Here is a 26,685-nt window from a genome sequence, read left to right as displayed (position 1 = left end):
GAAGGGTCTGAGCGGATGTTCAGAGCGTGAGGTCGCCGTCGGCGATGCGCCGGACGACGTCGATGAGCAGGCGGCGCTCGACGGGCTTGATGCGCTCGTGCAGCACCGCCTCGGTGTCGCCTGGCAGCACGGGGATGCGCTCCTGTGCGAGGACGGGCCCGCTGTCGACGCCGTCGTCGACGACGATGACGCTGGCACCGGTCTGCTCGACGCCGGCGGCGAGGGCGTCGCGCACACCGTGCGCGCCGGGGAACTCCGGCAGGTGCGCCGGGTGGGTGTTGATGATGCGCGGTGCGTAGCGGGCGACGACCGCGGCGGGCAGCAGGCGCATGAGGCCGCTCAGCACGATCAGGTCAGGGCTCCACACGTCCAGCTGGGCGGCGAGCTCCTCACCCCAGGTCTCACGGCTCGGGAACGCCGAGTACGGCACCGTGAAGGTCGGCACGCCGAACTCCTCGGCGTGCGCGAGGCCATCGGCATCCCGATCGGCGCCCACCACGACCACGCGGGCGGGGAAATCGGGGTGGCTCGCGGCCTCGAGCAGCGCTCGGAGATTCGAGCCTGTACCTGAGATGAGAACGGCGAGCGTCAGCACCCGGTCAGTCTACCGGGGTGCCGAGGGCCGACATCTCTTCATGCCAGCGGTCGGTGCGCTCCTCGGCGAGCTCGTCCCGGTGGCGGGGCGCCAGCAGCAGGATGCCGCAGCCGATGAGCACCTCGATGCCGACGGCGAGCGCCAGCTGACCGGCGTCGGGACCGGTCTCGGCGAGGCGACCAGGACCGATGGATCCGGATGCCAGCACCGCGGCGAGCGCGGCGACGCCCGCCGAGAGCGCGGCGATGCCGCCCGCGATGACCGCGCGCACGGCGATCCGCTCCCCCGTGCCCTCCCAGACCAGCCGGGAGCGCACCATCCAGCCGGCCAGCGCGCCGCATCCGATCGGCACGAGCACGCACACCAGCATCCACATCGATGCGTTCTCGGGCACCAGCCCGAGCACGGGGATGCCGGGGACCACGCCGAGTTCGGTGCCCGCGGGCGACACGGCGGTGCCGGCACCGAGCGCGAACCCGGGGCCCGCGATCCAGCTCGCCGTCCAGATGAGCAGGGTCGGCAGGTAGAGCAGGTGCGCGAGGGTGAGCATCGTCGCTCCGAGGCCGTCGACACGTGCCGCTTCGAACAGGGCGATCACCTCGCCGCCGCGCAGGAACGTCATCGCCGCCAGCCCGACGGCCGCGGTGCCGAACAGCGCGACCACGGCGACCGCCGCACCGCGCAGCGACTCCGCCGTGACCGGCGCCCAGTCACCCCATCCGTCGATGACGTCGTGCAGCCGGTCGATGGGGCCGTTGTCGTCGCCGTCCGACCAGGCGTGCTTCACCGCCCCGGCCAGCAGGCCGACGAGGTAGACGGATGCCGGCAGGGCTATGGCTGCTGCGACCGGAACCCGCAGTACACCGGACTGCGCGGTGAGGCCGACGAGGGCCGAGATTCCGGCGAAGGCCACGGCGCCGGAGGCGACGCCCGTGATCCAGGCTCCGGCGACGGCCGCACGGCGACCCGAGCGCACGGCGAACAGCAGCGTGAACAGCAGGAGGGCCAGCGGCGGCACCGAGACGGCGAAAGTGGCCGCCTCCTTCGCGATGCCGAGGTTCGCGAGCAGCTCGTCGGGCAGCACGACCTGCAGTGGCACCCCGTGCCCGAACTGCCAGAGTGTGCCGCTGGCGGGCCACAGCGCACCCCAGTCGGCGCTCACGCCGAACGCCAGCACCCACAGCACGGTGAGCGGCGCGAGCACGACGGCCAGCCCGACGGCCGCCGCGATGGCGGCGTCGAGGGCGGCGAGGAGGACGACGACGAGACGCTGCATTTCAGATCGAGCCTACGTCGCGCATCGACGCCCGCCCGGCGAGCCACGCGAGGCGGGCCGCGACACGATAGATTCTCCTGCGGAGGTCCCGATGACAACTGCCCCTGCCCGCCCTGACACCGACTCCGGAACCGAGCCGCGCAACGCACTCGACCGCTACTTCGAGATCACGAAGCGAGGATCGAGCTTCGGCGCCGAGATCCGCGGTGGGCTCGTCACGTTCGTGACGATGGCCTACATCGTGATCCTCAACCCGATCATCCTCTCGGGCAAGCCCGACGTCGCCGGGAACATGCTCGACTTCAACGCGGTCGGTGCTGCCACCGCGCTGACCGCGGGTGTGATGACCATCCTGTTCGGTCTGGTCAGCCGCCTGCCCTTCGGCTTCGCCGCGGGTCTGGGCATCAACGCGTTCGTCGCGTTCAGCGTCGTCGGCCAGGTGACCTGGCCCGAGGCGATGGCGCTGGTCATCATCAACGGTGCGCTGATCGTGCTGCTGGCCGCCACCGGGCTGCGGAAGGCGATCTTCGACGCCGTTCCGTTCCAGCTCAAGATCGCGATCACCGTGGGCATCGGCCTGTTCATCGCATTCATCGGCTTCGTCAACTCCGGGTTCGTGACCGCGACCGGCACGTCGTCGCCGCCGGTCGGCCTGGGCGTCAACGGCTCGGTCGCCACCGTGCCGACGCTGCTGTTCGTGCTCACGCTGATCGTCACCGGCATCCTCGTCGCGCTGCGCGTGAAGGGCGGCATGCTCATCGGCCTGGTCGCCGGCACCGTGGTCGCCGTGATCGTGGAGGCCGTCTGGAAGATCGGCCCTCGCACGTTCGACGACGCCGGCAACGTGGTCAACCCTGGCGGCTGGGGCCTGACCGTCCCCGCCCTGCAGGGTTCGCCGGTGAGCCTGCCCGATCTCAGCCTGGTCGGCCAGGTCGACTTCGCGTTCGACTTCGGCAAGGTCGGCGCGGTCGCCCTGGTGATGATCGTCTTCACACTGCTGTTCACGAACTTCTTCGACGCCATGGGCACCATGACGGGCCTGGCGAAGGAGGCCGACCTGGCTGACGAGAAGGGCGACTTCCCGCGCATCAAGTCGGCGCTGATCGTCGAGGGCGTCGGCGCCATCGCCGGTGGTGCGACCTCGTCGTCGTCGAGCACCGTGTTCATCGAGTCGGGCGCCGGCATCGGCGAGGGCGCGCGCACGGGCTTCGCGAACATCGTCACCGGTGTGGTGTTCCTCATCGCGATGTTCCTCACCCCGCTGACCTCGATCGTCCCGACCGAGATCGCCGCGGCCGCCCTCATCATCGTGGGTGCCATGATGATGGCGCAGATCCGGCACATCGACTTCGCGGACTTCCGCGTGCTGCTGCCGGTCTTCCTGACGGTCACCGTCATGCCGCTGACGTACTCGATCGCGAACGGCATCGGTGCGGGCTTCGTGAGCTGGGTCATCATCCACGCGCTCTCGGGCCAGGCCAAGCGCATCAGCCCGCTGCTGTGGGTGGTCGGCGCCGGCTTCCTCATCTTCTTCGCCCGCGGGCCGATCGAGATGCTCTTCGGCACCGGTCTCTGAGACCGGTTCGCAGAGGGGTCGGATGCTGCGGCATCCGGCCCCTCTGCGTGCGTACGGCGGCTCAGCCGCCCTCGCGCCCGCAACTCTGAAGGATGCCTGCAGGTCTGAAGGATGCTGCGCACCGCAGCATCCTTCAGACTTGCGATCGTCCTTCATTCGTGACGGTCAGACCGTCAGCGGTTCGCCGTGCACGGGCACACGCAGCCGCTCCGCCAGTCCGGCGTACCCGAATTCGCGCACGAGCCGCTCACGGGTCTCCGAGAAGTGATGCCAGCCGTCGGCGTGCGCAGGGATGATGACGGCTTCGCCGAGCGCCCGCGCAGCGGCGACCGCGGTGCGGGCGTTGAGTGTCAGGTCGCTGTCGCCGAAGCGGCCGACATTCGCTGCGCCCGCGAACAGCACCGCGACGTCGACGGCATCCACCCGCACGACGATCTCGGCGACCAGCGCGACCGAGGCGTTGTCGCCGGAGATGTAGACGACGGGATGACCGAGTGCGCGCAGCAGGAATCCTGTGACCATGCCCGAGAGGGCCTCGGCGCCCTCGGGGCCGTGCAGCGCGGGCATCGCGGTGATCTCGACCTCGCCGAGCATGTGACTCTGCCACGGCTCGAGTCCGATGACGCCGTCGATCCTGGACGCGGCATCGGGAGTGGAGAGCACGACGCCGGCTCGCGAGAGGAACTCGCGGCCGGCATCGTCGAGATTGTCCGGATGCTGATCATGCGAGAGCAGCACCGCGTCGATGCCGCCGACCTCATCAGGGCCGAGGGCGGGGCCGGTCAGCTTGTGCAGCGTGACGCCGCCCTCGTAGCTGCCCGGCGGATCGAAGGTCGGATCGGTGAGCAGGCGCAGCCCGGCGTACTCGATCACGGCGGTCGGGCCGCCCACCAGCGTGAATGTCATCCGTGCCGTCATGCTCTCCATCCTGCCCCCGCCAGCCGCCTCGGGCACTGCCTGCGGCGGATCCGATCGCTGCGGCTCAGGCCGTGGCGTAGGCGGCGGCGAACTCCGGCGACGGGTCGATGGGCTCGATCACATCGACCAGCACGCCGCCGGGCGCCTCGATGATGAAGTGCCGCTGCCCGAAGTCCTCGTCGCGCAGCGTCAGCCGTTCCGGAAGGCGGCGCTCCCCCACCAGCCGCGCGTGCATGGCCGCGGCATCCGTCACCTCGATGTTGAGCAGCAGTCCACGCACGGGCTCGCCGAAACCCTCGGGGATCGTCTCGTGCGTGCGGTCGAGGATGGCGAGTTCGCCGCCGTCGTTGCGCAGGCTCACGTACCAGCCGGTTTCGAAGGTCGTCTCGAATGCCAGTTCCTCCCGGTAGAACCGGGAGGCCTCGGTGACGTCGTCGACCATCACCACCGGGTAGAAGCTCGTGATCTTCATGCGCTCTCCTTTACATACAACGTGTTTGTATCCGTGCAGCTAGAATACATACACAACGCACGTAAAGGAACGCCATGCCCCGAGCCTCCGCCGCGGATGCCGCCGCCACGGCGCACCGCATCCTCCAGACCGCGACCGAGCATTTCGCCGCGCACGGGTATGCGGACGCCTCTGTGGACGACATCGCACGAGCCGCGGAGGTGACCCGGGGCGCCGTCTACCACCACTTCACGTCGAAACCACTGCTGTTCGCCGCGGTCGCGGCGCAGCTGCAGACGGCCGTGGCCGAGACGATCGAAACCGCCACCCGGCACTCCTCCCCCGAGACCGCCCTGCGCGACGGCAGCCACGCGTTCCTCGACGCCATCACCCACGGCGCTTCCGCGCGCGTGCTGCTCGTCGACGGGCCGGCCGTGCTGGGCTGGGAGCAGTGGCGGAAGCTCGATACGGAGGGCCCTGAGCAGGAGCTGCGCACCGGGCTGCGCGAGGCGGGCATCCCTGCCGCTCTGCTCGATCCGCTCGCGACCGCCCTGTCTGGCGCCATGAACGAACTCGCCCTGTGGCTGGCCGCTCGCCCCGGCGACGCAGCCGCCCGCAGACACGCTCACGGGGCGCTCGACCGGCTGCTCGACGCGATCGCCGCGCGAGGCTGAGACGCCCGCGACGGTTCGACTCCGGGGAGCATCCGGACACGGCGAAGGCCCCGGGATCGCAACCCCGGGGCCTTCGAGACGTCAGCTCGTGGCTACAGCGCTTCCACGATGGCGCGCATCAGCTCCGCGGTCTCGGACGGCGTCTTGCCGACCTTGACGCCGGCGGCCTCGAGGGCCTCCTTCTTGGCCTGCGCGGTGCCCGCCGAGCCCGAGACGATGGCGCCGGCGTGGCCCATGGTCTTGCCCTCGGGGGCGGTGAAGCCCGCCACGTAGCCGACGACCGGCTTGGTGACGTGCGCCTTGATGTATTCGGCCGCGCGCTCCTCGGCGTCGCCGCCGATCTCGCCGATCATGACGATCGCCTTGGTGTCGGGGTCGGCCTCGAACGCGGCGAGCGCGTCGATGTGCGTGGTGCCGATGACCGGGTCGCCGCCGATGCCGATGGCGGTGGAGAACCCGATGTCCTTCAGCTCGAACATCATCTGGTAGGTCAGCGTGCCCGACTTCGACACCAGGCCGATCGGGCCGGAGCCGGTGATGTTGGCGGGGGTGATGCCGGCCAGCGCCTCACCGGGGGTGATGATGCCGGGGCAGTTCGGCCCGATGATGCGGGTCTTGTTGCCCTTGGACTTCGCGTACGCCCACGCCTCGGCGCTGTCGCCCACCGGGATGCCCTCGGTGATGACCACGAGCAGCGGGATCTCGGCGTCGATGGCCTCGATCATCGCGTCCTTGGCGAACTTCGGGGGCACGAACGCCACCGACACGTCGGCGCCGGTCTTCTGGATCGCTTCGGCGACCGAAGCGAAGACGGGCAGCTCGACCTCGCCCTCGTGCGGCTTCTCGTGCGTGACGGTCGTGCCGGCCTTGCGGGCGTTCACGCCGCCGACGATGTTCGTACCGGCCTTCAGCATCAGCGCGGTGTGCTTGGTGCCCTCGCCTCCGGTGATGCCCTGGACGATGACCTTGGAGTCCTTGTTGAGGTAGATCGACATTTCTCTCGTTCCTTCAGTCTCTGACCGGGGTCAGGCGTTCGCCAGCTCGGCGGCCTTGTCGGCGCCCTCGTCCATGCCTGCGGCCAGGGTGACCAGCGGGTGGTTCGCCTCGGCGAGGATCGCGCGGCCCTCTTCGACCTGGTTGCCGTCCAGGCGCACGACCAGCGGCTTGGTGGCGGCGTCGCCGAGGATCTCCAGTGCCTTCACGATGCCCTCGGCCACGGCCACGCAGGACGTGATGCCGCCGAAGACGTTGACGAACACGCTCTTGACCTGCTCGTCGCCCAGGATGACGTCGAGACCGCTGGCCATGACCTGCGCGTTCGCGCCGCCACCGATGTCGAGGAAGTTGGCGGGCTTCACGCCGCCGTGGTTCTCGCCGGCGTAGGCGACGACGTCGAGGGTCGACATGACCAGGCCCGCGCCGTTGCCGATGATGCCGACCTGACCGTCGAGCTTGACGTAGTTCAGGCCGGACTCCTTGGCCTTCGCCTCGAGCGGGTCGGTGGCGGCCTTGTCCTCGAGCTTCTCGTGGTCGGGGTGGCGCACCTCGGAGCCGTTGTCGTCCAGGGTGACCTTGCCGTCGAGGGCGATGATGTCGCCGTCCTCGGTGCGCACCAGCGGGTTGACCTCGACGAGGGTGGCGTCCTCGCCCTTGTATACCTCGTACAGCTTGACGAAGACGTCGGCGACCTTCGAGACGAGCTCGTCGGGGAAGTTCGCGGCCTTGGCGATCTCGATCGCCTTGGTCTTGTTGATGCCGACCAGCGGGTCGACCTCGATGCGGGCGAGCGCCTCGGGCTTCTCGACGGCGAGCTGCTCGATCTCCATGCCGCCCTCGACCGAGCACAGGCTCAGGTACGAGCGGTTGGCGCGGTCGAGCAGCACCGAGAAGTAGTACTCGTCGGCGATGCGGGCGCCCGCGGCGACCATGACGCGCTTGACGACGTGGCCCTTGATGTCCAGGCCGAGGATGGCCTTGGCGGCCTCGTACGCCTCGTCGGGGTTCTTGGCGACCTTGACGCCGCCGGTCTTGCCCCGGCCGCCGGTCTTGACCTGCGCCTTGACGACGACCACGCCGCCGAGCTTCTCAGCCGCTGCCTTCACCTCCTCAGGGGTGTCGGCGACGATGCCGGCGAGAACCGGCACTCCGTACGATTCGAAAAGGTCTCGTGCCTGGTACTCGTAGAGATCCACGTGCAGTCCTTCGCTGGTTGCGGCGGGTGGGACGCGACAGTTCTGTCGGTTGTCGAAACGGAGTTCGACCCGATCCAAAAGCCTACTACCGCTGGCGACATCGCCCGAACGGCCAGGACTAGGCTTCCCCTATGCAGCAACCGACTCAGCTTCGGACCGGCGTCGTGGCCGCAGCTCTGGAGCTCTTCGACAGGCAGGGGTTCGAGGCGACCTCGGTCGAGCAGATCGCGAAGGCCGCCGGTGTCTCGCGCTCCACCTTCTTCCGCCAGTTCGGCGGCAAGGAGGATGTCGTCTTCACCGACCACGAGGCGCTCATCGACGAGCTGCGCACCTTCCTCGACGAGCCGCACGACGACCCGTGGGCCGCGGTGTGCGAGGCCTCCGAGCGGGTGTTCTCGCACTTCGCCCGTGACCCCGACCTCGCCCGCCGTCGTTATGAGATCGTGCGTCAGGTGCCGGTGCTGCGCGCCCGCGAGATCGTCACGGTGTTCCGCTACGAGCGCCTGTTCGACGAGTACCTGCGCACCGCGCTGCCGGGCATCGCGCCGATCGACGCGGTCGGCTTCTCGGCGCTGGTCACGGCCGTGCACAACCACGTGCTGCGTCAGCTGCTGCGCGGCACGCGCGTGCCGGTGACGACGCTGCGCGCCGCGCTCGAGGACGTGCGACGCCGCTACGGCGTGCTGCCGGGCGGGTCGGAGCCGGCGCTGGACGACGTCGTGGTCGCGGTGTTCCCCCGGTCGATGCCGATCGCCGAGATGTCGCGCCGGGTGCAGGCCGAGCTGTCCTGACCCGTCACCCCGCGAACACCGCTCGCCCCGCGGACACCGCTCAGTCCGCGAACATCACCCGGCGGGTCAGTCGCAGCCGCAGCTGCCGTTCGCGTTGCGCACCATGAAGCACACGTCGCAGATGCCGTAGTCGCGCTCGATCGGCTTGGCGACGCGCGGCTCGCGGGGCTCGGCGGCGGGCTTCGCCGTGCGGCTGCCTGCGGCGCGGGATGCCGTGCGCTTGACCGCCGACGGGGCGGAGGGCAGCACGCTCGGGTGGTTCACGTAGAAGTACGGCGCGCGTCCTTCGCTGGGCAGCAGCGGCATGACCCGCCCGCCGATCACGACCTGCTCGTCCTCGGTGAAGCCGTTCGTGTAGGTGCGGCCGATGTGCAGGGCGGCGCCCTCGCGGCGCAGCGCCTCGATGTAGCGACCGCGGTCGATGAAGCTCGTGATCCCGCCGACGGCATCCGCGATCTCGGCGATGAACGCGTGGTTCTCCTCCGGGATGCGGTGCGCGCGCAGCGCCTCGGCGAGGGATCGGTAGGGGCGAGAGGTTCCAGCGGGCGTCGGGCCCTGTACTTCGTTCATTCCTTCCATGATCTCACCGTCTGCACCCTCCCCACACCCAGGATCGGCCGCGCGTGACACACTGGGGGGCATGGCTCGGGCGACGGTGATCGGCAGCGGCCCGAACGGGCTCGCCGCGGCCGTCTCGCTCGCGCGCGCCGGGTACGAGGTCGAGGTGCTCGAGGCGGCCGGCACGGTCGGCGGCGGAGTGCGCACCGAGCCGGGCCCGCTGCCCGGGTTCGTGGCCGACGTGTGCTCGGCCGTGCATCCCGCGGTGCTGGCGTCGCCGTTCTTCCAGGCCTTCGGCATCGCCGAGCGGGTGGACTGGATCGTTCCCGAGATCTCGTACGCGCATCCGCTCGACGGCGGCCGTGCCGCGATCGCCTGGCGCGACATCGAGCGCACCGCGGATGCCCTGGGCGCCGATGCGCACGCCTGGCTGGCGCTGCTGCGCCCGCTGGCACGGCGCATCGACGGGGTCGTCGACTTCACCGGCAACGCGCTGCTGCGGATGCCGGACGACCCGATCACGGCAGTCCGGTACGGATTGCGGATGCTGGAGCAGGGCACCCCGTTCTCACGCCTCACGCTGCGCACCGAGGCGGGCGCCGCACTCCTGTCGGGCGTGATGGCGCACGCGAACACCCCGCTCCCCTCGCTCAGCGCCGCTGCGGCGGGGCTGCTGCTGGCCGCACACGGGCATGCCGGCGGGTGGGCGTATCCGCGCGGTGGGGCGCAGCGCATCGCCGACGTGCTGGTCGCGGACCTTCAGGCCCATGGCGGCAGCATCCGCACCGATGAGCAGGTCCGCGACCTGGCGAGTGTCGACTGGGGCGACCCGCGACGGGGCGATCTGCTGCTGCTGAACACCTCGCCGCGACTGGCGCTCAGCCATCCCGGCATCCCTGCGGGCTATGCGCGGGCGCTGCGCGCCTATCGGTACGGCGCGGCGGCCGCGAAGGTCGACTTCGCGCTCGACGGACCGGTGCCGTGGGCGAATCCCGAGGTGGCACTGTCGCCGACCGTGCACCTGGGCGGCACCCGCGACGAGGTGCATGCGAGCGAGAATGCGGTCGCACGCGGCAGGGTCAGCGAGCGTCCGTACGTGCTGGCGGTGCAGCCCTCGGTCCTCGACGCCTCCCGCGCGCCGGAGGGCCACAGCGTGCTGTGGTCGTACATCCACGTGCCGCCGGATTCCGATCTGGATGCCACCGAGCTCATCACCCGTCAGGTCGAGCGCTTCGCCCCCGGGTTCCGCGATCGCGTGCTGGCCAGCCGCGCGGTTCCCGCCTCGGCCCGCGAGATGATCAACCCCGCCGAGATCGGCGGCGACGTGTTCGGCGGGGCGTTCACGATCCAGCAGGCGGTACGCCGGCCCGTGGCCAGCCGTGCCCCGTGGCGCACACCGATGCCGGGCGTGTACCTGGCATCGGCCGCCACCCCGCCCGGCCCCGGCGTCTCGGGCATGTCCGGCTGGCACGCCGTCCGCACCGCTCTCGCCGACGCCGGCCTGCCCCACGGGCTCGGCGACCTGTTCCCCTGACGGCAGGCGGAACATCGTCGCGGATCGCCACTCTGCGGGAACCCTCCTCCTGGAGACGCGTCAGCCGACGGAGACGGGTCGCTCTCCGATCTGCAGCACGGCCGGCGCAGCGCAGCATCCGCTCCCCTCGGCGTCGAAACCGCCGGCTCCGCCGCAGACACCGGTGTCAGGGAGCACGAGCTCGTTGCGCTCGGCCGCCTCGTGGTCCCCGGCGAGGTGGGCGACGACGCTGCGCACCTGCTCGTAGCCGGTGAGCGCGAGGAACGTCGGGGCGCGGCCGTACGATTTGGCGCCGACGATGAAGAACCCCTGCTCGGGCTGGACGAGCTGGCGAGCGCCCGTCGCACCGACCGACCCGCACGAGTGGATGTTCGGATCGATCTCGGCGGCGATCCCGGCGACGGCATCCAGGACCGGATCGAGCGCGATGCGCAGCTCACGGAGGATGCTGGTGTCGGGACGGAAGCCTGTGAGAGCGAAGACATGCGCGACGCCGGTGACGTCGCGACCGTCTTCGGCGAGGAGCGTCAGCACGTCGCCGTCGTGCTGGAATTCGGTGACCCGGAATCCGGTGACCACGTCGACGACACCCGCCTCGATCACCTTTCGCGCACGTGAGCCGAGCGCGGCCCGTTCGGGAAGCTCATCGCCCGCGCCTCCGCCGAACACGCTCGCGGTGCTGCCTCGGCGCAGCAGCCAGGTCACGCGGGTTCCGGGTTCGCGACGAGCCAGTTCGCTCAGGCGCAGCACGGCATGCGTCGCGGAGTGCCCTGCCCCGATCACGACGACGTGGGAGCCGGCGAGTTCGGACACGTCATCGGGGATGCGGTAGGAGACACGCTCGGCGGCTGCGGCCTCGCCGACGGCCAGGAGGCCATCGGCGCCCGCCGGGTTCGGGAGGGTCCAGGTGCCGCTCGCGTCGATGACCGCACGCGCGAGGATCCGGCCATCACGACCGTCCTGGTCGACGGTGTGCACGACGAACGGCTGACCCTTGCGGCCGCTGTCGACCACCTTGTCGCGTCCCTGTCGCGCGATGCCCGTCACCGTCGTGCCGTACAGGATCCGCTCCCCCAGTGCCGCGCCGAGCGGCGCGAGGTAGCCGGCCACCCACTCGGCGCCGGTCGGGTATCCGCTCTCCGGCGCGGCCCAGCCTGTCGGCTCCAGCAGGCGTCGGGCCGCCGCATCCGTCAGCTCCGGCCAGGCGGAGAACAGGCGCACGTGCCCCCACTCGGTCACCGCTGCACCGGCTGACGCTCCGCGTTCGACGACGATCGCGTCAAGACCGCGCTCGGTCAGGTGGGCGGCTGCCGCCAGGCCCTGCGGGCCGGCACCGATGACGACGACAGGAAGCTCGGACATCACATCTCCTCAGATCGAAGAACTTCAATACGAGAACGCTCGCGCACCTATCGAAGTTTGTCAATACGTGTCAGACTGTTCGCGTGAGCCTGCCCGTGACCATCGAGAAGAACGCCTGCTGCGTGCCGCGCGTGACCTCGTCTCTCACTCATGAGGATGCCGAGCGCGTCGCCCGCGTGTTCAAGGCGATGGGAGACCCCACCCGCATCATGCTGCTCTCGCTCATCGCCGCAAGCGAGGGCGGTGAGGCGTGCATCTGCGACCTCACCGAGCCGGTGGGCCTCTCGCAGGCGACGGTGTCGCATCACATGAAGCTGCTGGCTGATGCCGGCCTGGTGGTTCGCGAGCAGCGCGGCAAGTGGGCGTATTTCGCCCTCGACGACGGAGCGCTGAACGCCGCCGCCGACGCCATCCGCTCCGCATGAGCGTCGACCTGGCCGCTCCGCCCCGGTTGGGCGGCCGGCTGGCCGCCCTCTCCGTGGGGCAGGTGATCAGCTGGGGCATCCTGTACTACGCGCTGATCGTCGCTTCACCCGCCATCGCGACCGACACCGGCTGGCCGGTCACTCTCGTCACGCTGTCGTTCTCCGCGAGCCTCATCGTCTCGGCCGCGGCCGGGGTGTTCGTCGGGCGGTGGCTCGACGGCCGGGGTCCTCGCCTCATCATGACCGTGGGCAGCATCGTCGGCCCGCTCGGACTCGCGATCGTCGCTCTCGCGCCGAACCTCGCGGTGTTCACGGCCGGATGGATGGTCGCGGGGGTCGGGCAGTCCGCCGTGCTCTACCAGGCCGCGTTCACGGTCATCGCGCGACGTCACGGGGCACGCCGACGCGGGGCGATGACCATCCTCACCCTGGCCGGCGGGCTCGCCTCCACGGTCTTCGCGCCCGTCGTGGCCGGACTGCTCACGGTCACCGACTGGCGCACGACCTTCCTGATCCTCGCCGGAACGCTGCTGGTGACCACCGCGCCGCTGCACTGGTTCAGCCTCGAAGCCCGTTGGGCCCACACCCACGAGCATTCCGACTCCGAGAAGGCGCACACCGTCAGCGCGGTCGTTCGCACACGCCGCTTCTGGATGCTGGAGCTGTCGATGCTCACCCTCGCAGCCGCGCTGTTCAGCGTCACGCTCGCGCTGATCCCGCTGTTCACCGAGAAGGGTCTCAGCTACGAACTCGCGGCCTGGGCACTCGGGCTCCTGGGAGCCGGGCAGGTGATCGGCCGGCTCGTCTACATCGTCATCCCACACACGGCCGCGCCCTGGATCGCCCTCGCCGTCACCGCGGCGCTGAGCGTCGTGTTCCTCGCCCTTCTCGCCGTCGTTCCCGGCCCGCCGTGGCTGCTCATCGTGATCGGCATCGCCGCAGGAGCCGTGCGAGGCGCGCAGACCCTGGTGCAGGGATCCGCTGTCGCCGACCGGTGGGGCGTCCACAACTACGGCGCGATCAACGGCGTCTTCGCGGCACCCATCACCCTCGTCGGCGCGTTCGGACCCGCCCTGGGCCCTCTGCTCGCGGTCGCCACCGGCTCGTACACCGCGATGGCCCTGATCGCCGCAGCGCTGGCAGCCGTCTCGCTCGTGCTCGCCCGGTTCTCCTGAGGTCCTGGTGCTCGGAGCCCGGCGCGCAGCGCGTGGCGCGCCGGGCGCGGCGCGAAGCGCGTGCCGCGACCGACCGGCGGGTTGCGCTCACCCGCCCCGCGGCCGCTAATGGAGACATGTACGACATCCCCGCTCCGATGCTCGCCAAGGCGGCGGCATCCGTTCCCGACCCGTCGAAGCGTCCGATGCTGTACGAGCCGAAATGGGACGGATTCCGCGGCCTGATCGCCTGGGACGGCGAGACGCTCGAGATCGGTTCGCGCGGTGCGAAGCCGCTGACCCGCTACTTCCCCGAGCTGGTCGACCAGCTCCCCGGCCTGCTGCCCGGGCCGTGCCTGCTGGACGGTGAGATCGTCGTCGCGACCGGCCCGGCCGGCGCGCAGCGCCTGGACTGGGAGGCGCTCAGCCAGCGCATCCATCCCGCCGCCTCCCGCGTCGCAAAGCTCGCGGCCGAGACGCCGGCGATGTTCATCGCCTTCGATCTGCTCGCCGACGGCGAGGACGATCTGCAGCAGCATCCGTTCCGCGAGCGCCGGGCACGGCTGGAGCGGATGCTGGCCGGCGCCGCGCACCCGCTGCACCTCACGCGCACCACGGACGACCCCGAGCTGGCCCGCCGCTGGCTGGCCGAGTTCGAGGGCGCGGGTCTCGACGGGGTGGTCGCCAAGCCGCTCGACGACCCCTACGCGCCCGGGAGGCGCACGCTGATCAAGGTCAAGCACGCCCGCACCGCCGACGTCGTCGCGCTCGGCTACCGGGTGCACAAGAGCGGCTCGGGCGTCGGGTCGCTGCTGGTCGGGCTGTACGACGAAGCCGGCGTGCTGCGGCAGGTGGGCGGAGTGGCCGCGTGGACGGATGCCATGCGGCGCAAGCTCGTCGACGAGCTCGCGCCGCTGGTCGAGCGCGACGAGTCGGGTGAGGTCGTCACCGGTGAGGGCGAGCGGTCGCGGTTCACCGGCGCGAAGGACGTGTCGTTCGTGCGGCTGCGTCCGGAACGCGTGCTCGAGGTGCGCTACGACCAGCTGGAGGGGGCGCGGTTCCGGCACACGGTGCAGTTCGAGCGCTGGCGACCGGATCGGGATGCCGTCTCATGCACCTACGCGCAGCTGGACACCGTCGCCGGCTACGACCTCGCCGACGTCCTCACCTGACCCTCGCTTCACCGCTTCTCGCTCGACAGACCCCCTAGATCTCAGTCGTCGATGCGGTTGCCCTCGGCATCCCAGTTCTCCGCCACCTTCTTGCTGGGCTGCACCCGCGGCGGCTCACCGGGCATCTTGGGGAACTCGGGCGGGAACGGCATTTCGCCGAGCCCGTTCTCCACATCGCGCTCCCACCACTCCAGCAGCGTGTCGATGCGGCCGGGGTCCTTCTGCAGATCGGCCCACGGGTCGCCGATCTCGGCGAGCCGGGCGGGGATGCTGCGCACGGTGAACCGGCTCGGATCCACGTCATCCACCTCATCCCAGTGGAGCGGCGTCGACACCGGCGCCCCGGGCTTGGCCCGCGGGCTGTAGGCACCCGCCATCGTGCGGTCGCGGTTGGCCTGGTTGAAGTCGACGAAGATCCGCTCGCCGCGCTCCTCCTTCCACCAGTTCGTCGTCACCTGCTTCGGCATCCGCCTTTCCAGCTCCCGTCCGGCGGCGATCACCGCGTGCCGCACGGTGAGGAACTCCCATTCCGGCACGATCGGACAGAACACGTGCAGGCCGCGGTTGCCGCTGGTCTTGATGAAGGCCTCCAGGCCCGCCTCGCGCAGCACTTCGCGCAGTTCGTGCGCTGCCGGGATCGCCTCCGCGATGCCGGTGCCCGGCTGCGGGTCGAGGTCGATGCGCAGCTCGACGGGGTTGTCGGTGTCGTCGGCGAGCGAGGCCCACGGGTGGAAGACGACCGTGTTCATCTGCACCGCCCACACGATCGCGCTGGCGCGGTTCAGCACGATCTGCGGGTGGCGGCGTCCGCTGTTGTAGGTGACGGTCACGGCGTCGACGAAGTCGGGGGTGCCCTTGGGCGGATTCTTCGAGAAGAACTGCTCGCCGGTGATGCCGTCACGGAACCGCTCCAGCGACACCGGGCGGTGCCCGTTCGCGGAGAGGAACGCCGCTGACACCTGCTGAACGTAGTCGGCGAGCTCGGCCTTGGTGATGCCGTCACCGCCCTCGACCGGCCAGATCACCTTGTTCGGGCTCGACAGCGACACCTCGCGCTCGCCATCGGCGTCGGTCACGGTCAGAGTCACGCGCTCGGATGCCATGCCCCGACCTTATGTGGTCGGGGTGTCGCCGCGGGAGGGGTTGCGCGGCGTTCCTCGCCTCACACGGAGGCGAGGGTGCGTCAGTCTGGGCGCGTCAGTCGCCGAGGTCGACGGCGAGCACGAGCAGCGCGCTGAGGTGCTCGCGTTCGATCGCGATCGAGGGTCCTGCGATGTCGACGAGGATGCCGGCGATCTCGGAGTGCTCGCTGAGCACCTTCGCCAGCTGCTCGGGCTGGAACGGTGCGGGCTTGTCCTCGCGGCCCAGCGCGACGATCTCGAGCGGGTGCGAGAACACCTGCAGGAAGCGCCGTCCGTCGGTGGTGCGTGCCTCGGCGACGCCGACGGGCTGGCCGTTTCCGCCGTCGTTGATCGCGACCCAGCTGCGCGTCTTCGCGAGCGCCTCGGCGACCTTCACCGGCGTCTGCTCGTCGCGCGGCCCCGCCAGCAGCGACTTGACCGTCATGTCGGCGTCACCCTGCTCGAGCGCCTTCTGCAGCAGTTCGGCGGGGAACACCGCCCGGTGCGGTGCGGAGGAGTTGTCGATGATGATCCCGGTGAAGCCGCCGGAGATGACCTGCTGGTACACCGCGGCGCTGGGCTGGGCGATCGCCGAGGTCGATGCGGCATCCTCCGCACCCTGCACGGATGCCTGCAGCGCGGCGCCCGAGCTGTAAGCAAGCATGAACGAGCGGTCGCCGTCGCGGACGACGCCCACCGAGAGCGGCTTGCCCTCGGCGATCTGCTCACGGGCGTCGCCGTTCACGCGCAGGTACAGGTGCCCCTGCAGCGACTGGCGCATGACGCCGAGCAGCTGCGGGTTGCTTGCGCCCTCTTCGAGCTCAGCGAGGGCCACGCGCAGCAGCACGTTATCGATCAGACCGTCGACGGTGTGCTTCTGCTCGGGCGGCAGTGCAGGAGCGAGCGGCAGCCGGGGAACGGCCGGCTGATCCACCGGCATGGCCGAAGAACCGGCGGGCCTGGCGGCTCCGGCGGCAGGAGCCGCCTGCGGCCGCTGGGCGGCGGCCGGTGCCTGCTCGTCGGGAAGAGCGACCTCGGGACCGGCCTCGGCACCCACGCCGCGGAACGCCTGCACCGAGATCCCCACCGAGGGAACCGGCTCAGCCGGTGTCTCGGGCACCGCGTCGATCGCCGCGTCGGCGGTCTCTTCGGCGGTCTCTCGGGCGGTCGGCTCCTCGACGGATGCGTCGGGCGCGACCTCGGGCTGATCGACGGACTTCTTGCGGCGGGAGAAGAGGGCCATATCCGCCAGCCTAACCGCCGCGGCGGTGTCGACGGGACCGGGCTACAGCTTGACGATCGGCGCGATCTTGATGAGCAGCTTCTTCTGACCGGCCGTGTCGAAGCGCACATGCGCGATGCGCTTGGCCCCCTCACCGGTCACGGCCTCGATGCGCCCCTCACCGAAATCATCGTGGCGGATGCGGTCGCCGGCGGAGAGTTCGAGGTCGCCGTTGTCGCGCACCTTGCCGGTCACCTTGTTCGGGAAGCGGTCCATCGCCGTCGAGAGCGGCGTGAGGCTCTCGCGCTTGGGAAGGGCCTTCACTCCGAACCGGTCGCCGCCGCCGAACCTGTCGCCGCCGGGCCGGCGCGCGTTCAGCGCACGTGACTGGCCACGCGAGTTCACATCGCCGGGCGACTGCCGCCAGTCGATGAGATCCCCCGGGATCTCCTGCAGGAACCGGCTGGGCATCGCGACGGTGACCTCGCCGAACTGGGCCCTGGTCATCGCGAGCGACAGGTGCAGGCGCTTGCGGGCACGGGTGATGCCCACGTAGAACAGCCGGCGCTCCTCCTGCGGCCCTCCCGGCTCCCCCGCCGAGATGCGGTGCGGGATGAGATCCTCTTCGACGCCGGTGACGAAGACCGCGTCGTACTCGAGGCCCTTGGCGGTGTGCATCGTCATCAGCGACACCACTCCGGACTCGTCGTCGAGGTCATCGGCATCCGAGACCAGGGCGACCTCGGTGAGGAAGTCGACGATCGTTCCGTCAGGGTTGTTGCGGGCGAAGTCGCGGGCCACCGCGACGAACTCGTCGAGGTTCTCGAGTCGTGCCTCGTCCTGCGGGTCGCGGCTGGCGCGCAGCGACTCGAAGTAGCCGCTGCGGTCGAGCAGCGCGGTGAGGCCCTCGGCGACCGCAGTGGCCGGCGGCACTTCTCCCGACGCCGGGATCATGATCTGCGTGGCCTGATCGAGCACGCCGTCCAGCTGCGCGATCGCCGCCTGGATCTTCGGCCCCACGCCGAGCTCGCGCGGGTGGCGCAGCGCGTCGCGGAAGCTCAGGCCGTTCTCCTCGGCGAAGCGGGCGATCGACGTCTCGGTGACGTCGCCGATGCCGCGACGCGGCTTGTTCAGGATGCGGCGCACCGCCATGTCATCCGCGGGATTCGCGACCGCGATGAGATAGGCGAGGGCGTCCTTGATCTCGGCGCGCTCGTAGAACTTCGTACCGCCCATGATCTTGTACGGCACGGCGGCGCGGATGAAGATCTCCTCGAGCGCACGGGACTGCGAGTTGGTGCGGTAGAAGACCGCCATCTCGGAGTACGGCATCCCGGCTCGGCGCAACTGCTCGATCTCGTCGGCGACGAACTGCGCCTCGTCGTGCTGCGAGTAGCCGGTGAACCCGACGATCCGCTCTCCCGGACCCCGGTCGCTCCACAGGTTCTTCGCCTTGCGGTCGAAGTTGTTGCCGATCACGGCGTTCGCGGCCGAGAGGATGTTCTGCGTGGACCGGTAGTTCTGCTCGAGCAGCACCACCTTCGCACCGGGGAAGTCGCGCTCGAACTCGGTGATGTTGCGGATGTCGGCACCGCGGAATGCGTAGATCGACTGGTCCGAGTCGCCGACCACGGTCAGCGAGGCGCCGGCGTCGGCATCCGCCGCTCCCACCCCGTTGCCTGCCGAAGGGTCGGGCTCGAAGATCATCATGCCGTTCGAGGCATACGGCTCCGGCGCCTCGCCCGAGACGGGTCGGGTGAGTTCGTGGATCAGCGCGTACTGAGCGTGGTTGGTGTCCTGGTACTCGTCGACGAGGATGTGCCGGAACCGACGGCGGTACGTGTTCGCCACCTTCGGGAACGCGCGGAACAGGAAGACGGTCTGCGCGATGAGGTCGTCGAAGTCGAACGCGTTCGCCTTCTGAAGTGCTCGCTGGTAATCGGTGAAGATGTCGGCGAACTTGCGCTCCGCCGGGTCGGACATGTTCGCCTGCCTGGCGTGCCCCTCGGCGTCGAGCAGCTCGTTCTTGAGTTTCGAGATGCGCGACTGCACCGCACCAGGGGTGAGCCCGTAGGCATCGGCCTCGTGCTCCTTGACGAGTCGCTTCAGCAGGGCACGGGAGTCACCCGAGTCGTAGATGGTGAACGACTTCGTGAACCCGAACTGATCGGCCTCGCGCCGCAGGATGCGGACGCACGCGGAGTGGAAGGTCGAGATCCACATGCCGCGCGCGACATCGCCGACGAGCCCGGCGACGCGCTCGCGCATTTCGCCTGCGGCCTTGTTCGTGAACGTGATCGCGAGGATCTGGCTCGGCCACGCCTCACGCTGACGCAGCAGCAGGGCGATGCGGCGGGTGAGCACGCTCGTCTTTCCCGAGCCGGCACCGGCGACGATGAGCAGTGCGGGGCCGCGGTGGGTGACGGCTTCGAGCTGCTGCGGGTTGAGTCCGGCGAGCAGCTCGTCGCTGCCGTCTGCGCTGCGCGGGCCGGAGGATGCGGGGACGATGAGGGGGGCGTCGGTCATGGCTCTTCGAGTCTAGGTCGTGCGTCCGACGTCGCGGCCCGCCGCCTGCGCCCGCGCGGTACGATCGTCGCACGGCGGCCCTGCCGCGCCGCCGGGAAGGTGAGCGCCCCATGATCGGCATCATCGAAGAGGACGACTGCTTCTCGCTGCTCGCGTCGACGACGGTCGGACGCGTCGGGTTCATGAACGAGGGCCGGATCAAGATCATCCCGGTCAACTTCCGCATGCACGGCCGGGATGTCGTGCTGCGCACGCGGGAGCAGGGCGTGCTCGCGCAGCTTCCGACACAGCAGCATGTCGCCTTCGAGGTCGACCATCACGACGATGTCGCCGGCACCGCGTGGAACGTGCTGCTGAGCGGACGCGTCGAGGCGATGACGCCCGAAGAGGTCGAAGCCCTCTCCGCCGCCGAGCGCGTGCTGCCGTGGGCTGGTGGTGACCGTGAGCTCTGGCTCCGCTTCGTCGCCGACAGGGTCTCGGGCAGGCGGGTGCGCCGCCCCCAGTTCCCCACCGACTAGGTTCGCGAACAGCGGTTGGGGTTCCGGCGGGGCGGGTCAGTGGAAGAAGGCGACGCCGAGATCGGGGTGGTCGACGAACACGCCGTCGACACCGGTGTCGGCGATCACGCGCCACTCCGACTCGTAGTCGCCGAACGCCGCCTTGCCTCCGCCCGCCCGGAAGGCCGGCGCCAGGAACGCGTTCTCGGGCCGGCACGTCCAGGTGAACACCTGCATCCCGCGCTCGTGGGCGTCGGCCACGATCGTGCTGCCCGGCTGCAGCAGCATCCGCTTGGCGACGCTCACGCCGTCTACCTCGCCGCGCAGGCGGTCGAGCCCTGCGGGCGTGACCGCCTCGGCGTAGTCGGGCGCCTCCTTCCCGAGCGCGGTGACGAGGTCGAATGGCTTGCCGGTCGCCTCGATGAGATAGATGAAGGATGCTGAGATCCCGGCCGCGCGCAGGCGCGCGAGCACCGTCGACTCGAAGGACTCGATCACCAGCGGCAGCTCGCCGTCCGCCCATCCGGCCGCCCGCAGGTCGCGCTCGATCAGCGGGGCGAGGTCGAGGCCGATCCCCTCGAAGTAGGTGGCGTGCTTGATCTCGAGCACGACCCCGATCTCGCGCCCGTGCTCCTCGGAGCCACGGCGCACCAGGTCGAGCAGGTCGGGCAGGCGCAGGATCGGCTGCGCATCGTCGAACGTGGCGCTGGAGCGGCGGATCTTGGGCAGCCGCTCGCGGGTGCGCAGGGTGGCCAGCTCGTCCCAGGTGAAATCCTCGGTGAACCATCCGGTCAGCGACTGACCGTCGATGCTCTTGGTGGTGCGCCGGTCGGCGAACTCGGGATGATCGGCGACATCCGTGGTGCCTGAGATCTCGTTCTCGTGCCGCAGCACGAGCACGCCGTCCCTGGTCGCCACGACGTCGGGCTCCACGGCATCCGCCCCCATCGCGAGCGCCAGCTCGTACGACGAACGGCTGTGCTCGGGACGGTACCCGGGGGCGCCGCGATGGCCGATGACGAGCGGAGATCTCCTGGGCACGCTCACAGCGTAAAGCACCTCTCTCATAGCCACGCGCGGGTATCGTGGAGAAAAGCGTTGACCGATCCCTCGGGGAGCAGAGGCCACACCATGAGCAACTTCGCATTCAACAATCCGGCGTTCCAGCAGCAGGACCCGCGCAACGTCGCGACGTACCCGGGTGCGCCGCAGCAGCAGTACGCCCCGCCGCCGCCTCCCGGCGCCGCGCACGCGGGCGTCGATGCCGCCGCCAACGCGCATCTGGAGGGCATGTACGCCGCTCCTCCGGCCGGCGCGATCGAGACCGACCGGATGACGGTCGAGGACACGGTCTGGAAGACCGCCGGCCTGTTCGGCATCCTTCTGGTCACCGCCGTCGTCGGCTGGGTCTGGACGCTCGCGAACATCTCGACCACCGGTCAGCCGAACATGACGCCGTGGATCATCGGCGCGCTCGGCGGCTTCGTGCTCGCCCTCGTCATCACATTCACCTCGCGCAAGAAGGTGCGTCCGGCGCTGATCTGGGCGTACGCAGCCTTCGAGGGTCTGTTCATCGGCGGCATCTCGGCCTTCTTCGAGGTGCTCTTCCCGGGCGTGGTCCTGCAGGCCACCCTCGCGACGGTCGCCGTCGTCGGCGTCACCCTCGCCCTGTTCGCCAGCGGCAAGATCCGTGCCTCGGCAAAGATGACCAAGATCTTCATGATCGCGATGATCGGCTACCTGGTCTTCTCGCTGCTGAACCTCGTGCTGATGTGGACCGGCGTCAACGACAACGCCTGGGGTCTGCGCAGCATGGAGATCTTCGGCATCCCGCTCGGACTCATCATCGGCGTGTTCGTGGTCTTCATGGCCGCGTACTCGCTGGTGCTCGACTTCGACCAGATCCAGCAGGGCGTGCGCAACGGCGCTCCCCGCAAGTACGGCTGGGTCGGCGCCTTCGGCATCATGGTCACCGTCGTGTGGCTGTACGTCGAGATCCTGCGCATCCTCGCGATCCTGCGCGGAAGCGACTGACGCCTCCCGCCTCGCATCGAACGGCCGCTCTCCCTGTGGAGAGCGGCCGTTCCGCATCGCCAGGAGGTTCCGCTCTGCCACATCCGGGGGTCATTGCGCAAGGGGTTACTCGCCTGCGGCTGCCCTGCGCCATGCTTTCGGGACGGCAATCCGCCGCCCAACCGAACAGAACGGAGACTCCATCATGAGCTTCCTCGGATTCCTGCTCCTCGGACTGATCGCCGGCGCCATCGCCAAGCTCATCCTGCCAGGCAAGCAGGGTGGCGGGTGGATCGTCACCCTCCTCCTCGGCGTGGTCGGTGCCATTCTCGGTGGCTGGCTGGGCGGGCTGCTCTTCGGCGCCAACCTGGAGGAGTTCTGGAGCCTGGAGAGCTGGCTCCTCGCGATCGGCGGTTCGATCATCGTGCTGCTGATCTACGGCCTCATCGTGGGCCGCGGCGACCGCAGCCGCGCCTGACCTGGTAGTCAGCGCGTCGCACCCCGCCGAAACCCCTCCTGGTTGTCGAGACCCCTCGTGATTCGCGTGAATCACGAGGGGTCTCGACACTGCTGAGGGGTTTCGGCGGACGGAGAGAGGGATGTCAAGTGGGGGCGGCGCGGCGCTCGAGGAGGAGGCGCTCGCGGGCGTTGCCCGCGAGGCGGGCGGCGGAGGCGAATGCCGTCCTGGCCTCGGCGTCGCGGCCCAGGCGCTGCAGCAGCTCCCCGCGGGTCGCCGGCAGCAGGTGATAGCCGCGCAGCGCGCCGCTCGCGTCGATCCGGTCGATGATGCGCAGCGCCGACGCGGGGCCCGTCGCCATCGCCACCGCGGCGGCGAGATTGAGCTCGACCACCGGCGAGGGATTCAGCTGCAGCAGCGCCTCGTAGAGGATCACGATCCGCTCCCAGTCTGTCTCCTCCACGGATGCCGCGACGGCATGGCACTCGGCGATACCCGCCTGCAGCGCATACGGCCCGCGTCCGCGCCCGAGGGCGTCGACACGGGCGAGGGCCGCGCGCCCACGTCCGATGGCGCTGCGGTCCCAGCGAGTGCGGTCCTGGTCGCCCAGCAGCACCGGGTCGCCGTTCGCGTCCACGCGCGCGGGGAAGCGCGCGGCGGTCAGCTCCATGAGGGCAACGAGGCCGTGCACTTCGGGCTCTGCGGGAAGCAGCCCGGCGAGGATGCGGCCGAGCCGGGTGGCCTCGCGAGCCAGATCGGGCCGCATCCACGCGTCGCCGGCGCTCGCGGTGTGCGCCTCGTTGAAGACGAGGTACAGCACGCCCAGCACGGCTGCCAGCCGCTCGCGGAACTCCTCCCGCGGCGGCAGCTCGAACGGCGCGTGTGCGGCGCCGAGCGTCTTCTTGGCCCGCACGATGCGCTGCTGCACTGTGGCGACCGGCACGAGGAAGGCGCGGGCGATCTCGTCGGTGCCCATGCCGCCGACAACACGCAGGGTGAGGGCGACCTGCGCCTCACGGGAGAGCACGGGGTGGCAGGCGATGAAGATCAGGCGCAGCACGTCGTCGTCGACGGCATCCGGGTCCCAGGGGTCGGCCTCGGCGGCATCCGCCTGCTCGCGCTCCAGATCGTGCGCGATCGCGGCGATGCGGTCGTCGTAGCGCTCGCGCCGCCGCCAGCCGTCGATGGCACGGCGCTTCGCGACGGCCGTGAGCCAGGCGGCGGGATTGCGCGGCACACCCGTCTCGGGCCACTGCTCGAGCGCCTCCGCCAGAGCATCCTGAGCCAGGTCCTCGGCGAGTGCGAAATCGCCGACCATGCGGGTGAGCGTGGCGACGATCTTCGCCGACTCGATGCGCCAGACAGCGGCGACGGCGCGCCCCGCGGCGTCCTGCGATGCGGGGCGCGCCGTCGACTCACCGGTGGACATGGTCAGCCCTGCGCGCGCTGTGCCTGCTCGTCGCGCCAGCCCGCCTCCTTCTCGATCCACTCGTTGTCCTGCGGGAAGTCCTCCATCTCGGTGACGCGGCGCACCTCGAGGAAGGCGCCGGGGCCGAGCGGGGCACGGCTCGCCCACTCTGCGGCCTCTTCGCGGGTGGCGGTCTCGATGATCCAGAAGCCGTTGAACAGCTCCTTGGTCTCGCCGTAGGGGCCGTCGGTGATGAGCGGCGTCTCGGCGCTGAAGTCGACGACGAAGCCCTCGGCCGCGTCGGTCAGGCCCTCGCCTGCCAGCAGCACTCCGGCCTTCATCATCGACTCGTTGTACTTGCCCATCGCCTCGATGATCTGCTCGAACGGGATGTCCTGGTACGCCTTCACACCCTCGTCGTTTGCGCGCATGATCAGCATGAACTTCATGATGTGTCTCCTTGGTCGGTGTTCGCGATCGGAGGGCCGCTTCTCGACCCTCTCACTGAAGACGTCGAACGAGAAGACGTCGGATCGACATCGGCGCAGGATTTTTCTGAGATTCTTTTTCCGGGGGTTGCGGGGGCTGGCCGTGGCGCGCCGGGTGCGCAGTCTCGGACAGCATGAGTCACGCCGACGGCGAGTGCAGCTTCAGCGGGCTGATCTCGGCGAGGAAGGTGAAGTCGCGATCCTTGTGGAGAAGAGTTGCGCCGTGCCGCATCGCGATCGCCGCGATCAGGCAGTCGACGAGGCTGCGGATCGGATGTCCATTGGCACGCGACGCACGGAACAGCTCGCCCGCTGCGCGGAAGTCCAGACCGGGCTCGATGGGAAGCAGGGGAAGCCCGTCGACCAGCGCCTCGATTCCCACCTCATTGCCCCTCGACCCGGCGACGAGCTCCATGATGATCGGCTCACTGATCCGAACATCAGCATCCGACTGCAACACTGACCGAACCTCGAAATGCGCCTCGGTCCGAGCCGCGCGAAGATAATCGATCCACGCGGAGGTGTCGATGAGGATCACTGGCGCGCCCAGGCCTCGCGGGGAGCATCATCTCGCATCTCGTCGAGATCGCCGTCCCAGCCCGAGCCTTCCATGCTGAGCAGGAACTCCTTCGTCAGCGGCACACCGACCAGCCGGCGCAGCGCGAAGTTCACTGCGTCCTTCTTGGTGGTCAGGCTGTAGCGCTGCATGACCTCGCTCACGAGGTCATCGTCGATGTCGATGTTCGTGCGGCTCATACACCAAGGATACACCTGGCGGGTGCGCAAAGCGGCGGGCCCTCAGCGGCGCGGAGCGCCGGCCAGCGCCGTGCGGACGGCGGCGGCGAGGGCGGTCATCGCGGCATCCTCGCTCCAGGCGGAGGCCGCCTGAGGCGCCTCGGCGGCCAGGCGCGTCCGCAGCGCAGCATCCGTCATCACCCGGCGGATGCCGTCGGCCAGCGCCGCCTCATCACCCGACGGGACCAGCAGCCCTCCCCCGCGACGCAGCGCGTCGCCGGGTCCGTAGCGCACGTCATAGGCGACCACGGGGCAGCCGGCTGCGAGCGCCTCGACGATCGACAGCCCCTGTCCCTCGAACGCGGTCGAGGTGACCATCAGCGCTGCGCGGCGCAGCACGGCGGCCGGGTCATCGGTGTGACCCATCAGCCGCACCCGGCCGCCGGTGTCGAGCGATTCGACGAGTGCGGTGAGGGATGCCGTCGACGGCCCGTCGCCCCAGATCTCCAGCCGCGTGCCCGGCACGTCGGCGGCGAGGAAGGCGCGCACGAGGTGGTCGATGCGCTTGCCGGGCGCGAGCCGCGAGACGCTGACGACGAGGCCGGGCTCGCGTGCGTCATCGTCGACAGGCGGGAGCGGGATGCCGTGCGGCGCCACGAGGTTCACCGCAGCGTCGCCGAAGCGGGCCTCGACGTCGTCGCGCTGCGCCTGCGTGGGCCACAGCACCGCATCGAAGCGGTCGCTGATCGCGAACCAGCGGGTCCACAGGGCGTTCAGCGGAGCATCCGGTGTGTACGGCGGCTCGAGGTGCATGGTGTGGATCGCGTGGACGATGCGCACCCGCGGGTGCGACCAGCCCGCCAGCAGCTCACCGAGCTGCCGCGACTCGCAGATCACCACGACGGGCCGGTCGGTCTCGCCGGCGAGGTGCGCGAGCCAGGCGCGGTACAGTCCGCCGAAACCGGGCAGCGTGCCCGCCGTCGCGCCGTCTGCGTCGTACACGATCACGGGGGCGGTGCTCAGATGCCAGTCCGGGTTCCCCTGGATCACGGGCAGGGCCGCATAGCGCCGGCCCGCGGCATCCGTCAGCTCGCGATACTCGCTCGCGACGGCCGCCGTCCCACCGGGGTGATCGGATGCCGCATCAGCGGCAACCGCAGTATCGGATGCCGCAGCAGCGGCAGCGGCAACCGCATCGCGCAGCCATCCCGCCGCTCCCCCGTCGGGCGCCACGGCCTCGTCGAAGAGGTTCCGCAGCGGCACGCTCACCGGCAGCATCCCCCTTCGGAGGAACTCCTCGCGGTGCGCGGCGTGCGCCGACGCCGTGCCCGGGTCGACGGTGACGATCTGCACATCCGCGCCGCGCTCCGCCAGCTGCCTGGCGCGAGCCGCGGTGGCGATCGTGTACCCGCCGTCGAGGTCGGGGATCAGCCGGCTCGACAGCACGAGAAACGCCGCGTCGGGGAACCCTTCGATCCCCACGCCCCCCTCCGAGCGTCGCTCCGCGCCGCTCGGAGCCTCGGGGGCGTGTGGGCCCTGC

The 26,685-nt window shown here is 70.1% G+C and carries 27 protein-coding genes; 10 read left to right on the top strand and 17 right to left on the bottom strand.

Translation table 11 applies throughout. The features are described from left to right. Positions 1–19 precede the first annotated feature (19 nt). Complete coding sequence (gene purN / locus H7694_RS03790) at positions 20–595, bottom strand: phosphoribosylglycinamide formyltransferase (protein ID WP_193598212.1); 576 nt, start codon at positions 593–595, stop codon at positions 20–22. Positions 596–599: 4 nt separating this feature from the next. Beyond that, positions 600–1,871, bottom strand: a complete 1,272-nt coding sequence (locus H7694_RS03785) for a DUF6350 family protein (RefSeq protein ID WP_193598211.1) — start codon at positions 1,869–1,871, stop codon at positions 600–602. A gap of 91 nt (positions 1,872–1,962) precedes the next feature. On the opposite strand from H7694_RS03785, the gene H7694_RS03780 reads away from it, so the two are divergent. Then, the gene (locus H7694_RS03780; RefSeq protein WP_193598210.1) at positions 1,963–3,447 is read left to right on the top strand and encodes an NCS2 family permease; all 1,485 of its coding nucleotides are present in this window, start codon (positions 1,963–1,965) and stop codon (positions 3,445–3,447) included. A gap of 165 nt (positions 3,448–3,612) precedes the next feature. Here the strand turns inward: H7694_RS03780 and H7694_RS03775 are convergent, their stop codons facing one another. Both H7694_RS03775 and H7694_RS03770 read right to left on the bottom strand, forming a co-directional pair. Continuing rightward, positions 3,613–4,365 (bottom strand): MBL fold metallo-hydrolase, encoded by a 753-nt coding sequence (locus tag H7694_RS03775; RefSeq protein WP_227468272.1) that lies wholly within the window; start codon positions 4,363–4,365, stop codon positions 3,613–3,615. Between the two features lie 64 nt (positions 4,366–4,429). Then, complete coding sequence (locus tag H7694_RS03770) at positions 4,430–4,837, bottom strand: VOC family protein (RefSeq protein WP_193598209.1); 408 nt, start codon at positions 4,835–4,837, stop codon at positions 4,430–4,432. 74 nt (positions 4,838–4,911) lie between these two features. On the opposite strand from H7694_RS03770, the gene H7694_RS03765 reads away from it, so the two are divergent. Continuing rightward, the gene (locus tag H7694_RS03765) at positions 4,912–5,490 is read left to right on the top strand and encodes a TetR/AcrR family transcriptional regulator (RefSeq protein ID WP_193598208.1); all 579 of its coding nucleotides are present in this window, start codon (positions 4,912–4,914) and stop codon (positions 5,488–5,490) included. A gap of 92 nt (positions 5,491–5,582) precedes the next feature. On the opposite strand, the gene sucD is transcribed toward H7694_RS03765, so the two are convergent. Further along, entirely contained in the window at positions 5,583–6,485 is a 903-nt protein-coding gene (sucD, locus tag H7694_RS03760; protein ID WP_193598207.1) for a succinate--CoA ligase subunit alpha, read from the bottom strand. Positions 6,486–6,515: 30 nt separating this feature from the next. Further along, positions 6,516–7,682: an ADP-forming succinate--CoA ligase subunit beta gene (gene sucC / locus H7694_RS03755; RefSeq protein WP_193598206.1), complete on the bottom strand. Its 1,167-nt coding sequence runs from the start codon at positions 7,680–7,682 to the stop codon at positions 6,516–6,518. 131 nt (positions 7,683–7,813) lie between these two features. On the opposite strand from sucC, the gene H7694_RS03750 reads away from it, so the two are divergent. Further along, the gene (locus tag H7694_RS03750; RefSeq protein ID WP_193598205.1) at positions 7,814–8,473 is read left to right on the top strand and encodes a TetR/AcrR family transcriptional regulator; all 660 of its coding nucleotides are present in this window, start codon (positions 7,814–7,816) and stop codon (positions 8,471–8,473) included. 66 nt (positions 8,474–8,539) lie between these two features. On the opposite strand, the gene H7694_RS03745 is transcribed toward H7694_RS03750, so the two are convergent. Next, positions 8,540–9,043, bottom strand: coding sequence for a hypothetical protein (locus tag H7694_RS03745; protein ID WP_193598204.1), 504 nt, complete (start codon positions 9,041–9,043; stop codon positions 8,540–8,542). Positions 9,044–9,113: 70 nt separating this feature from the next. Between H7694_RS03745 and H7694_RS03740 the strand changes: the two genes are divergently transcribed. Continuing rightward, positions 9,114–10,565 (top strand): phytoene desaturase family protein, encoded by a 1,452-nt coding sequence (locus H7694_RS03740; protein WP_193598203.1) that lies wholly within the window; start codon positions 9,114–9,116, stop codon positions 10,563–10,565. Between the two features lie 60 nt (positions 10,566–10,625). Here the strand turns inward: H7694_RS03740 and H7694_RS03735 are convergent, their stop codons facing one another. After that, positions 10,626–11,927: an NAD(P)-binding domain-containing protein gene (locus H7694_RS03735; protein ID WP_227468271.1), complete on the bottom strand. Its 1,302-nt coding sequence runs from the start codon at positions 11,925–11,927 to the stop codon at positions 10,626–10,628. A gap of 83 nt (positions 11,928–12,010) precedes the next feature. Between H7694_RS03735 and H7694_RS03730 the strand changes: the two genes are divergently transcribed. The 3 genes from H7694_RS03730 (at position 12,011) to H7694_RS03720 (ending at position 14,678) form a co-directional block, all read left to right on the top strand. Next, complete coding sequence (locus H7694_RS03730; protein ID WP_193598201.1) at positions 12,011–12,352, top strand: ArsR/SmtB family transcription factor; 342 nt, start codon at positions 12,011–12,013, stop codon at positions 12,350–12,352. Further along, positions 12,349–13,527 carry an MFS transporter gene (locus H7694_RS03725; RefSeq protein ID WP_193598200.1) on the top strand — a complete coding sequence of 393 codons (1,179 nt, stop codon included), beginning with the start codon at positions 12,349–12,351 and terminating at the stop codon, positions 13,525–13,527. Before H7694_RS03730 ends, H7694_RS03725 begins: the two co-directional genes overlap by 4 nt. A gap of 116 nt (positions 13,528–13,643) precedes the next feature. Continuing rightward, entirely contained in the window at positions 13,644–14,678 is a 1,035-nt protein-coding gene (locus tag H7694_RS03720; RefSeq protein ID WP_193598199.1) for an ATP-dependent DNA ligase, read from the top strand. 41 nt (positions 14,679–14,719) lie between these two features. On the opposite strand, the gene ligD is transcribed toward H7694_RS03720, so the two are convergent. From ligD to H7694_RS03705, 3 genes are all read right to left on the bottom strand, one after another. After that, positions 14,720–15,781 (bottom strand): non-homologous end-joining DNA ligase, encoded by a 1,062-nt coding sequence (ligD, locus tag H7694_RS03715; protein ID WP_193598198.1) that lies wholly within the window; start codon positions 15,779–15,781, stop codon positions 14,720–14,722. A 94-nt stretch (positions 15,782–15,875) separates the two neighbouring features. Next, positions 15,876–17,042, bottom strand: a complete 1,167-nt coding sequence (locus tag H7694_RS03710; RefSeq protein WP_193598197.1) for an SseB family protein — start codon at positions 17,040–17,042, stop codon at positions 15,876–15,878. A gap of 42 nt (positions 17,043–17,084) precedes the next feature. Continuing rightward, positions 17,085–19,547 (bottom strand): ATP-dependent helicase, encoded by a 2,463-nt coding sequence (locus H7694_RS03705; RefSeq protein WP_193598196.1) that lies wholly within the window; start codon positions 19,545–19,547, stop codon positions 17,085–17,087. A 110-nt stretch (positions 19,548–19,657) separates the two neighbouring features. Between H7694_RS03705 and H7694_RS03700 the strand changes: the two genes are divergently transcribed. After that, positions 19,658–20,065 (top strand): pyridoxamine 5'-phosphate oxidase family protein, encoded by a 408-nt coding sequence (locus tag H7694_RS03700; RefSeq protein ID WP_193598195.1) that lies wholly within the window; start codon positions 19,658–19,660, stop codon positions 20,063–20,065. A 36-nt stretch (positions 20,066–20,101) separates the two neighbouring features. On the opposite strand, the gene H7694_RS03695 is transcribed toward H7694_RS03700, so the two are convergent. Further along, positions 20,102–21,085 carry a glycerophosphodiester phosphodiesterase family protein gene (locus H7694_RS03695; protein WP_227468270.1) on the bottom strand — a complete coding sequence of 328 codons (984 nt, stop codon included), beginning with the start codon at positions 21,083–21,085 and terminating at the stop codon, positions 20,102–20,104. A 90-nt stretch (positions 21,086–21,175) separates the two neighbouring features. On the opposite strand from H7694_RS03695, the gene H7694_RS03690 reads away from it, so the two are divergent. Together H7694_RS03690 and H7694_RS03685 are read left to right on the top strand one after the other, a co-directional pair. Next, entirely contained in the window at positions 21,176–22,078 is a 903-nt protein-coding gene (locus tag H7694_RS03690) for a Bax inhibitor-1/YccA family membrane protein (protein WP_193598193.1), read from the top strand. Between the two features lie 184 nt (positions 22,079–22,262). Continuing rightward, a complete protein-coding gene (locus tag H7694_RS03685; protein WP_193598192.1) occupies positions 22,263–22,535 on the top strand; it encodes a GlsB/YeaQ/YmgE family stress response membrane protein in 273 nt (90 codons plus the stop codon). Between the two features lie 124 nt (positions 22,536–22,659). Here the strand turns inward: H7694_RS03685 and H7694_RS03680 are convergent, their stop codons facing one another. The 5 genes from H7694_RS03680 to H7694_RS03660 all read right to left on the bottom strand — a co-directional run bounded on the left by H7694_RS03680 (position 22,660) and on the right by H7694_RS03660 (position 26,627). Beyond that, entirely contained in the window at positions 22,660–23,943 is a 1,284-nt protein-coding gene (locus H7694_RS03680) for an RNA polymerase sigma factor (RefSeq protein ID WP_193598191.1), read from the bottom strand. Between the two features lie 2 nt (positions 23,944–23,945). Beyond that, positions 23,946–24,371: a YciI family protein gene (locus tag H7694_RS03675; RefSeq protein WP_193598190.1), complete on the bottom strand. Its 426-nt coding sequence runs from the start codon at positions 24,369–24,371 to the stop codon at positions 23,946–23,948. A 178-nt stretch (positions 24,372–24,549) separates the two neighbouring features. Continuing rightward, positions 24,550–24,948 carry a PIN domain nuclease gene (locus tag H7694_RS03670; RefSeq protein ID WP_193598189.1) on the bottom strand — a complete coding sequence of 133 codons (399 nt, stop codon included), beginning with the start codon at positions 24,946–24,948 and terminating at the stop codon, positions 24,550–24,552. Next, positions 24,945–25,166, bottom strand: a complete 222-nt coding sequence (locus H7694_RS03665; RefSeq protein WP_193598188.1) for a type II toxin-antitoxin system VapB family antitoxin — start codon at positions 25,164–25,166, stop codon at positions 24,945–24,947. The genes H7694_RS03670 and H7694_RS03665 overlap by 4 nt, the downstream gene beginning before the upstream one ends. Before the next feature lie 42 nt (positions 25,167–25,208). Then, on the bottom strand, positions 25,209–26,627 hold the full coding sequence (locus tag H7694_RS03660; RefSeq protein WP_193598187.1) for a glycosyltransferase: 1,419 nt from the start codon (positions 26,625–26,627) through the stop codon (positions 25,209–25,211). Positions 26,628–26,685: the final 58 nt, after the last annotated feature.

Source organism: Microbacterium sp. YJN-G (assembly GCF_015040615.1).
Classification (GTDB): domain Bacteria; phylum Actinomycetota; class Actinomycetes; order Actinomycetales; family Microbacteriaceae; genus Microbacterium.
This window is presented reverse-complemented; position numbering and strand designations above follow the sequence as displayed.

Bases quoted from the DNA above. Each gene is read 5' to 3' on its own strand.
- H7694_RS03785 (WP_193598211.1), bottom strand. From the start codon at position 1,871: ATGCAGCGTCTCGTCGTCGTCCTCCTCGCCGCCCTCGACGCCGCCATC.
- H7694_RS03780 (WP_193598210.1), top strand. From the start codon at position 1,963: ATGACAACTGCCCCTGCCCGCCCTGACACCGACTCCGGAACCGAGCCG.
- H7694_RS03775 (WP_227468272.1), bottom strand. From the start codon at position 4,365: ATGACGGCACGGATGACATTCACGCTGGTGGGCGGCCCGACCGCCGTG.
- H7694_RS03770 (WP_193598209.1), bottom strand. From the start codon at position 4,837: ATGAAGATCACGAGCTTCTACCCGGTGGTGATGGTCGACGACGTCACC.
- H7694_RS03765 (WP_193598208.1), top strand. From the start codon at position 4,912: ATGCCCCGAGCCTCCGCCGCGGATGCCGCCGCCACGGCGCACCGCATC.
- sucD (WP_193598207.1), bottom strand. From the start codon at position 6,485: ATGTCGATCTACCTCAACAAGGACTCCAAGGTCATCGTCCAGGGCATC.
- H7694_RS03750 (WP_193598205.1), top strand. From the start codon at position 7,814: ATGCAGCAACCGACTCAGCTTCGGACCGGCGTCGTGGCCGCAGCTCTG.
- H7694_RS03745 (WP_193598204.1), bottom strand. From the start codon at position 9,043: ATGAACGAAGTACAGGGCCCGACGCCCGCTGGAACCTCTCGCCCCTAC.
- H7694_RS03740 (WP_193598203.1), top strand. From the start codon at position 9,114: ATGGCTCGGGCGACGGTGATCGGCAGCGGCCCGAACGGGCTCGCCGCG.
- H7694_RS03735 (WP_227468271.1), bottom strand. From the start codon at position 11,927: ATGTCCGAGCTTCCTGTCGTCGTCATCGGTGCCGGCCCGCAGGGCCTG.
- H7694_RS03725 (WP_193598200.1), top strand. From the start codon at position 12,349: ATGAGCGTCGACCTGGCCGCTCCGCCCCGGTTGGGCGGCCGGCTGGCC.
- H7694_RS03720 (WP_193598199.1), top strand. From the start codon at position 13,644: ATGTACGACATCCCCGCTCCGATGCTCGCCAAGGCGGCGGCATCCGTT.
- ligD (WP_193598198.1), bottom strand. From the start codon at position 15,781: ATGGCATCCGAGCGCGTGACTCTGACCGTGACCGACGCCGATGGCGAG.
- H7694_RS03710 (WP_193598197.1), bottom strand. From the start codon at position 17,042: ATGGCCCTCTTCTCCCGCCGCAAGAAGTCCGTCGATCAGCCCGAGGTC.
- H7694_RS03705 (WP_193598196.1), bottom strand. From the start codon at position 19,547: ATGACCGACGCCCCCCTCATCGTCCCCGCATCCTCCGGCCCGCGCAGC.
- H7694_RS03700 (WP_193598195.1), top strand. From the start codon at position 19,658: ATGATCGGCATCATCGAAGAGGACGACTGCTTCTCGCTGCTCGCGTCG.
- H7694_RS03690 (WP_193598193.1), top strand. From the start codon at position 21,176: ATGAGCAACTTCGCATTCAACAATCCGGCGTTCCAGCAGCAGGACCCG.
- H7694_RS03685 (WP_193598192.1), top strand. From the start codon at position 22,263: ATGAGCTTCCTCGGATTCCTGCTCCTCGGACTGATCGCCGGCGCCATC.
- H7694_RS03680 (WP_193598191.1), bottom strand. From the start codon at position 23,943: ATGTCCACCGGTGAGTCGACGGCGCGCCCCGCATCGCAGGACGCCGCG.
- H7694_RS03675 (WP_193598190.1), bottom strand. From the start codon at position 24,371: ATGAAGTTCATGCTGATCATGCGCGCAAACGACGAGGGTGTGAAGGCG.
- H7694_RS03665 (WP_193598188.1), bottom strand. From the start codon at position 25,166: ATGAGCCGCACGAACATCGACATCGACGATGACCTCGTGAGCGAGGTC.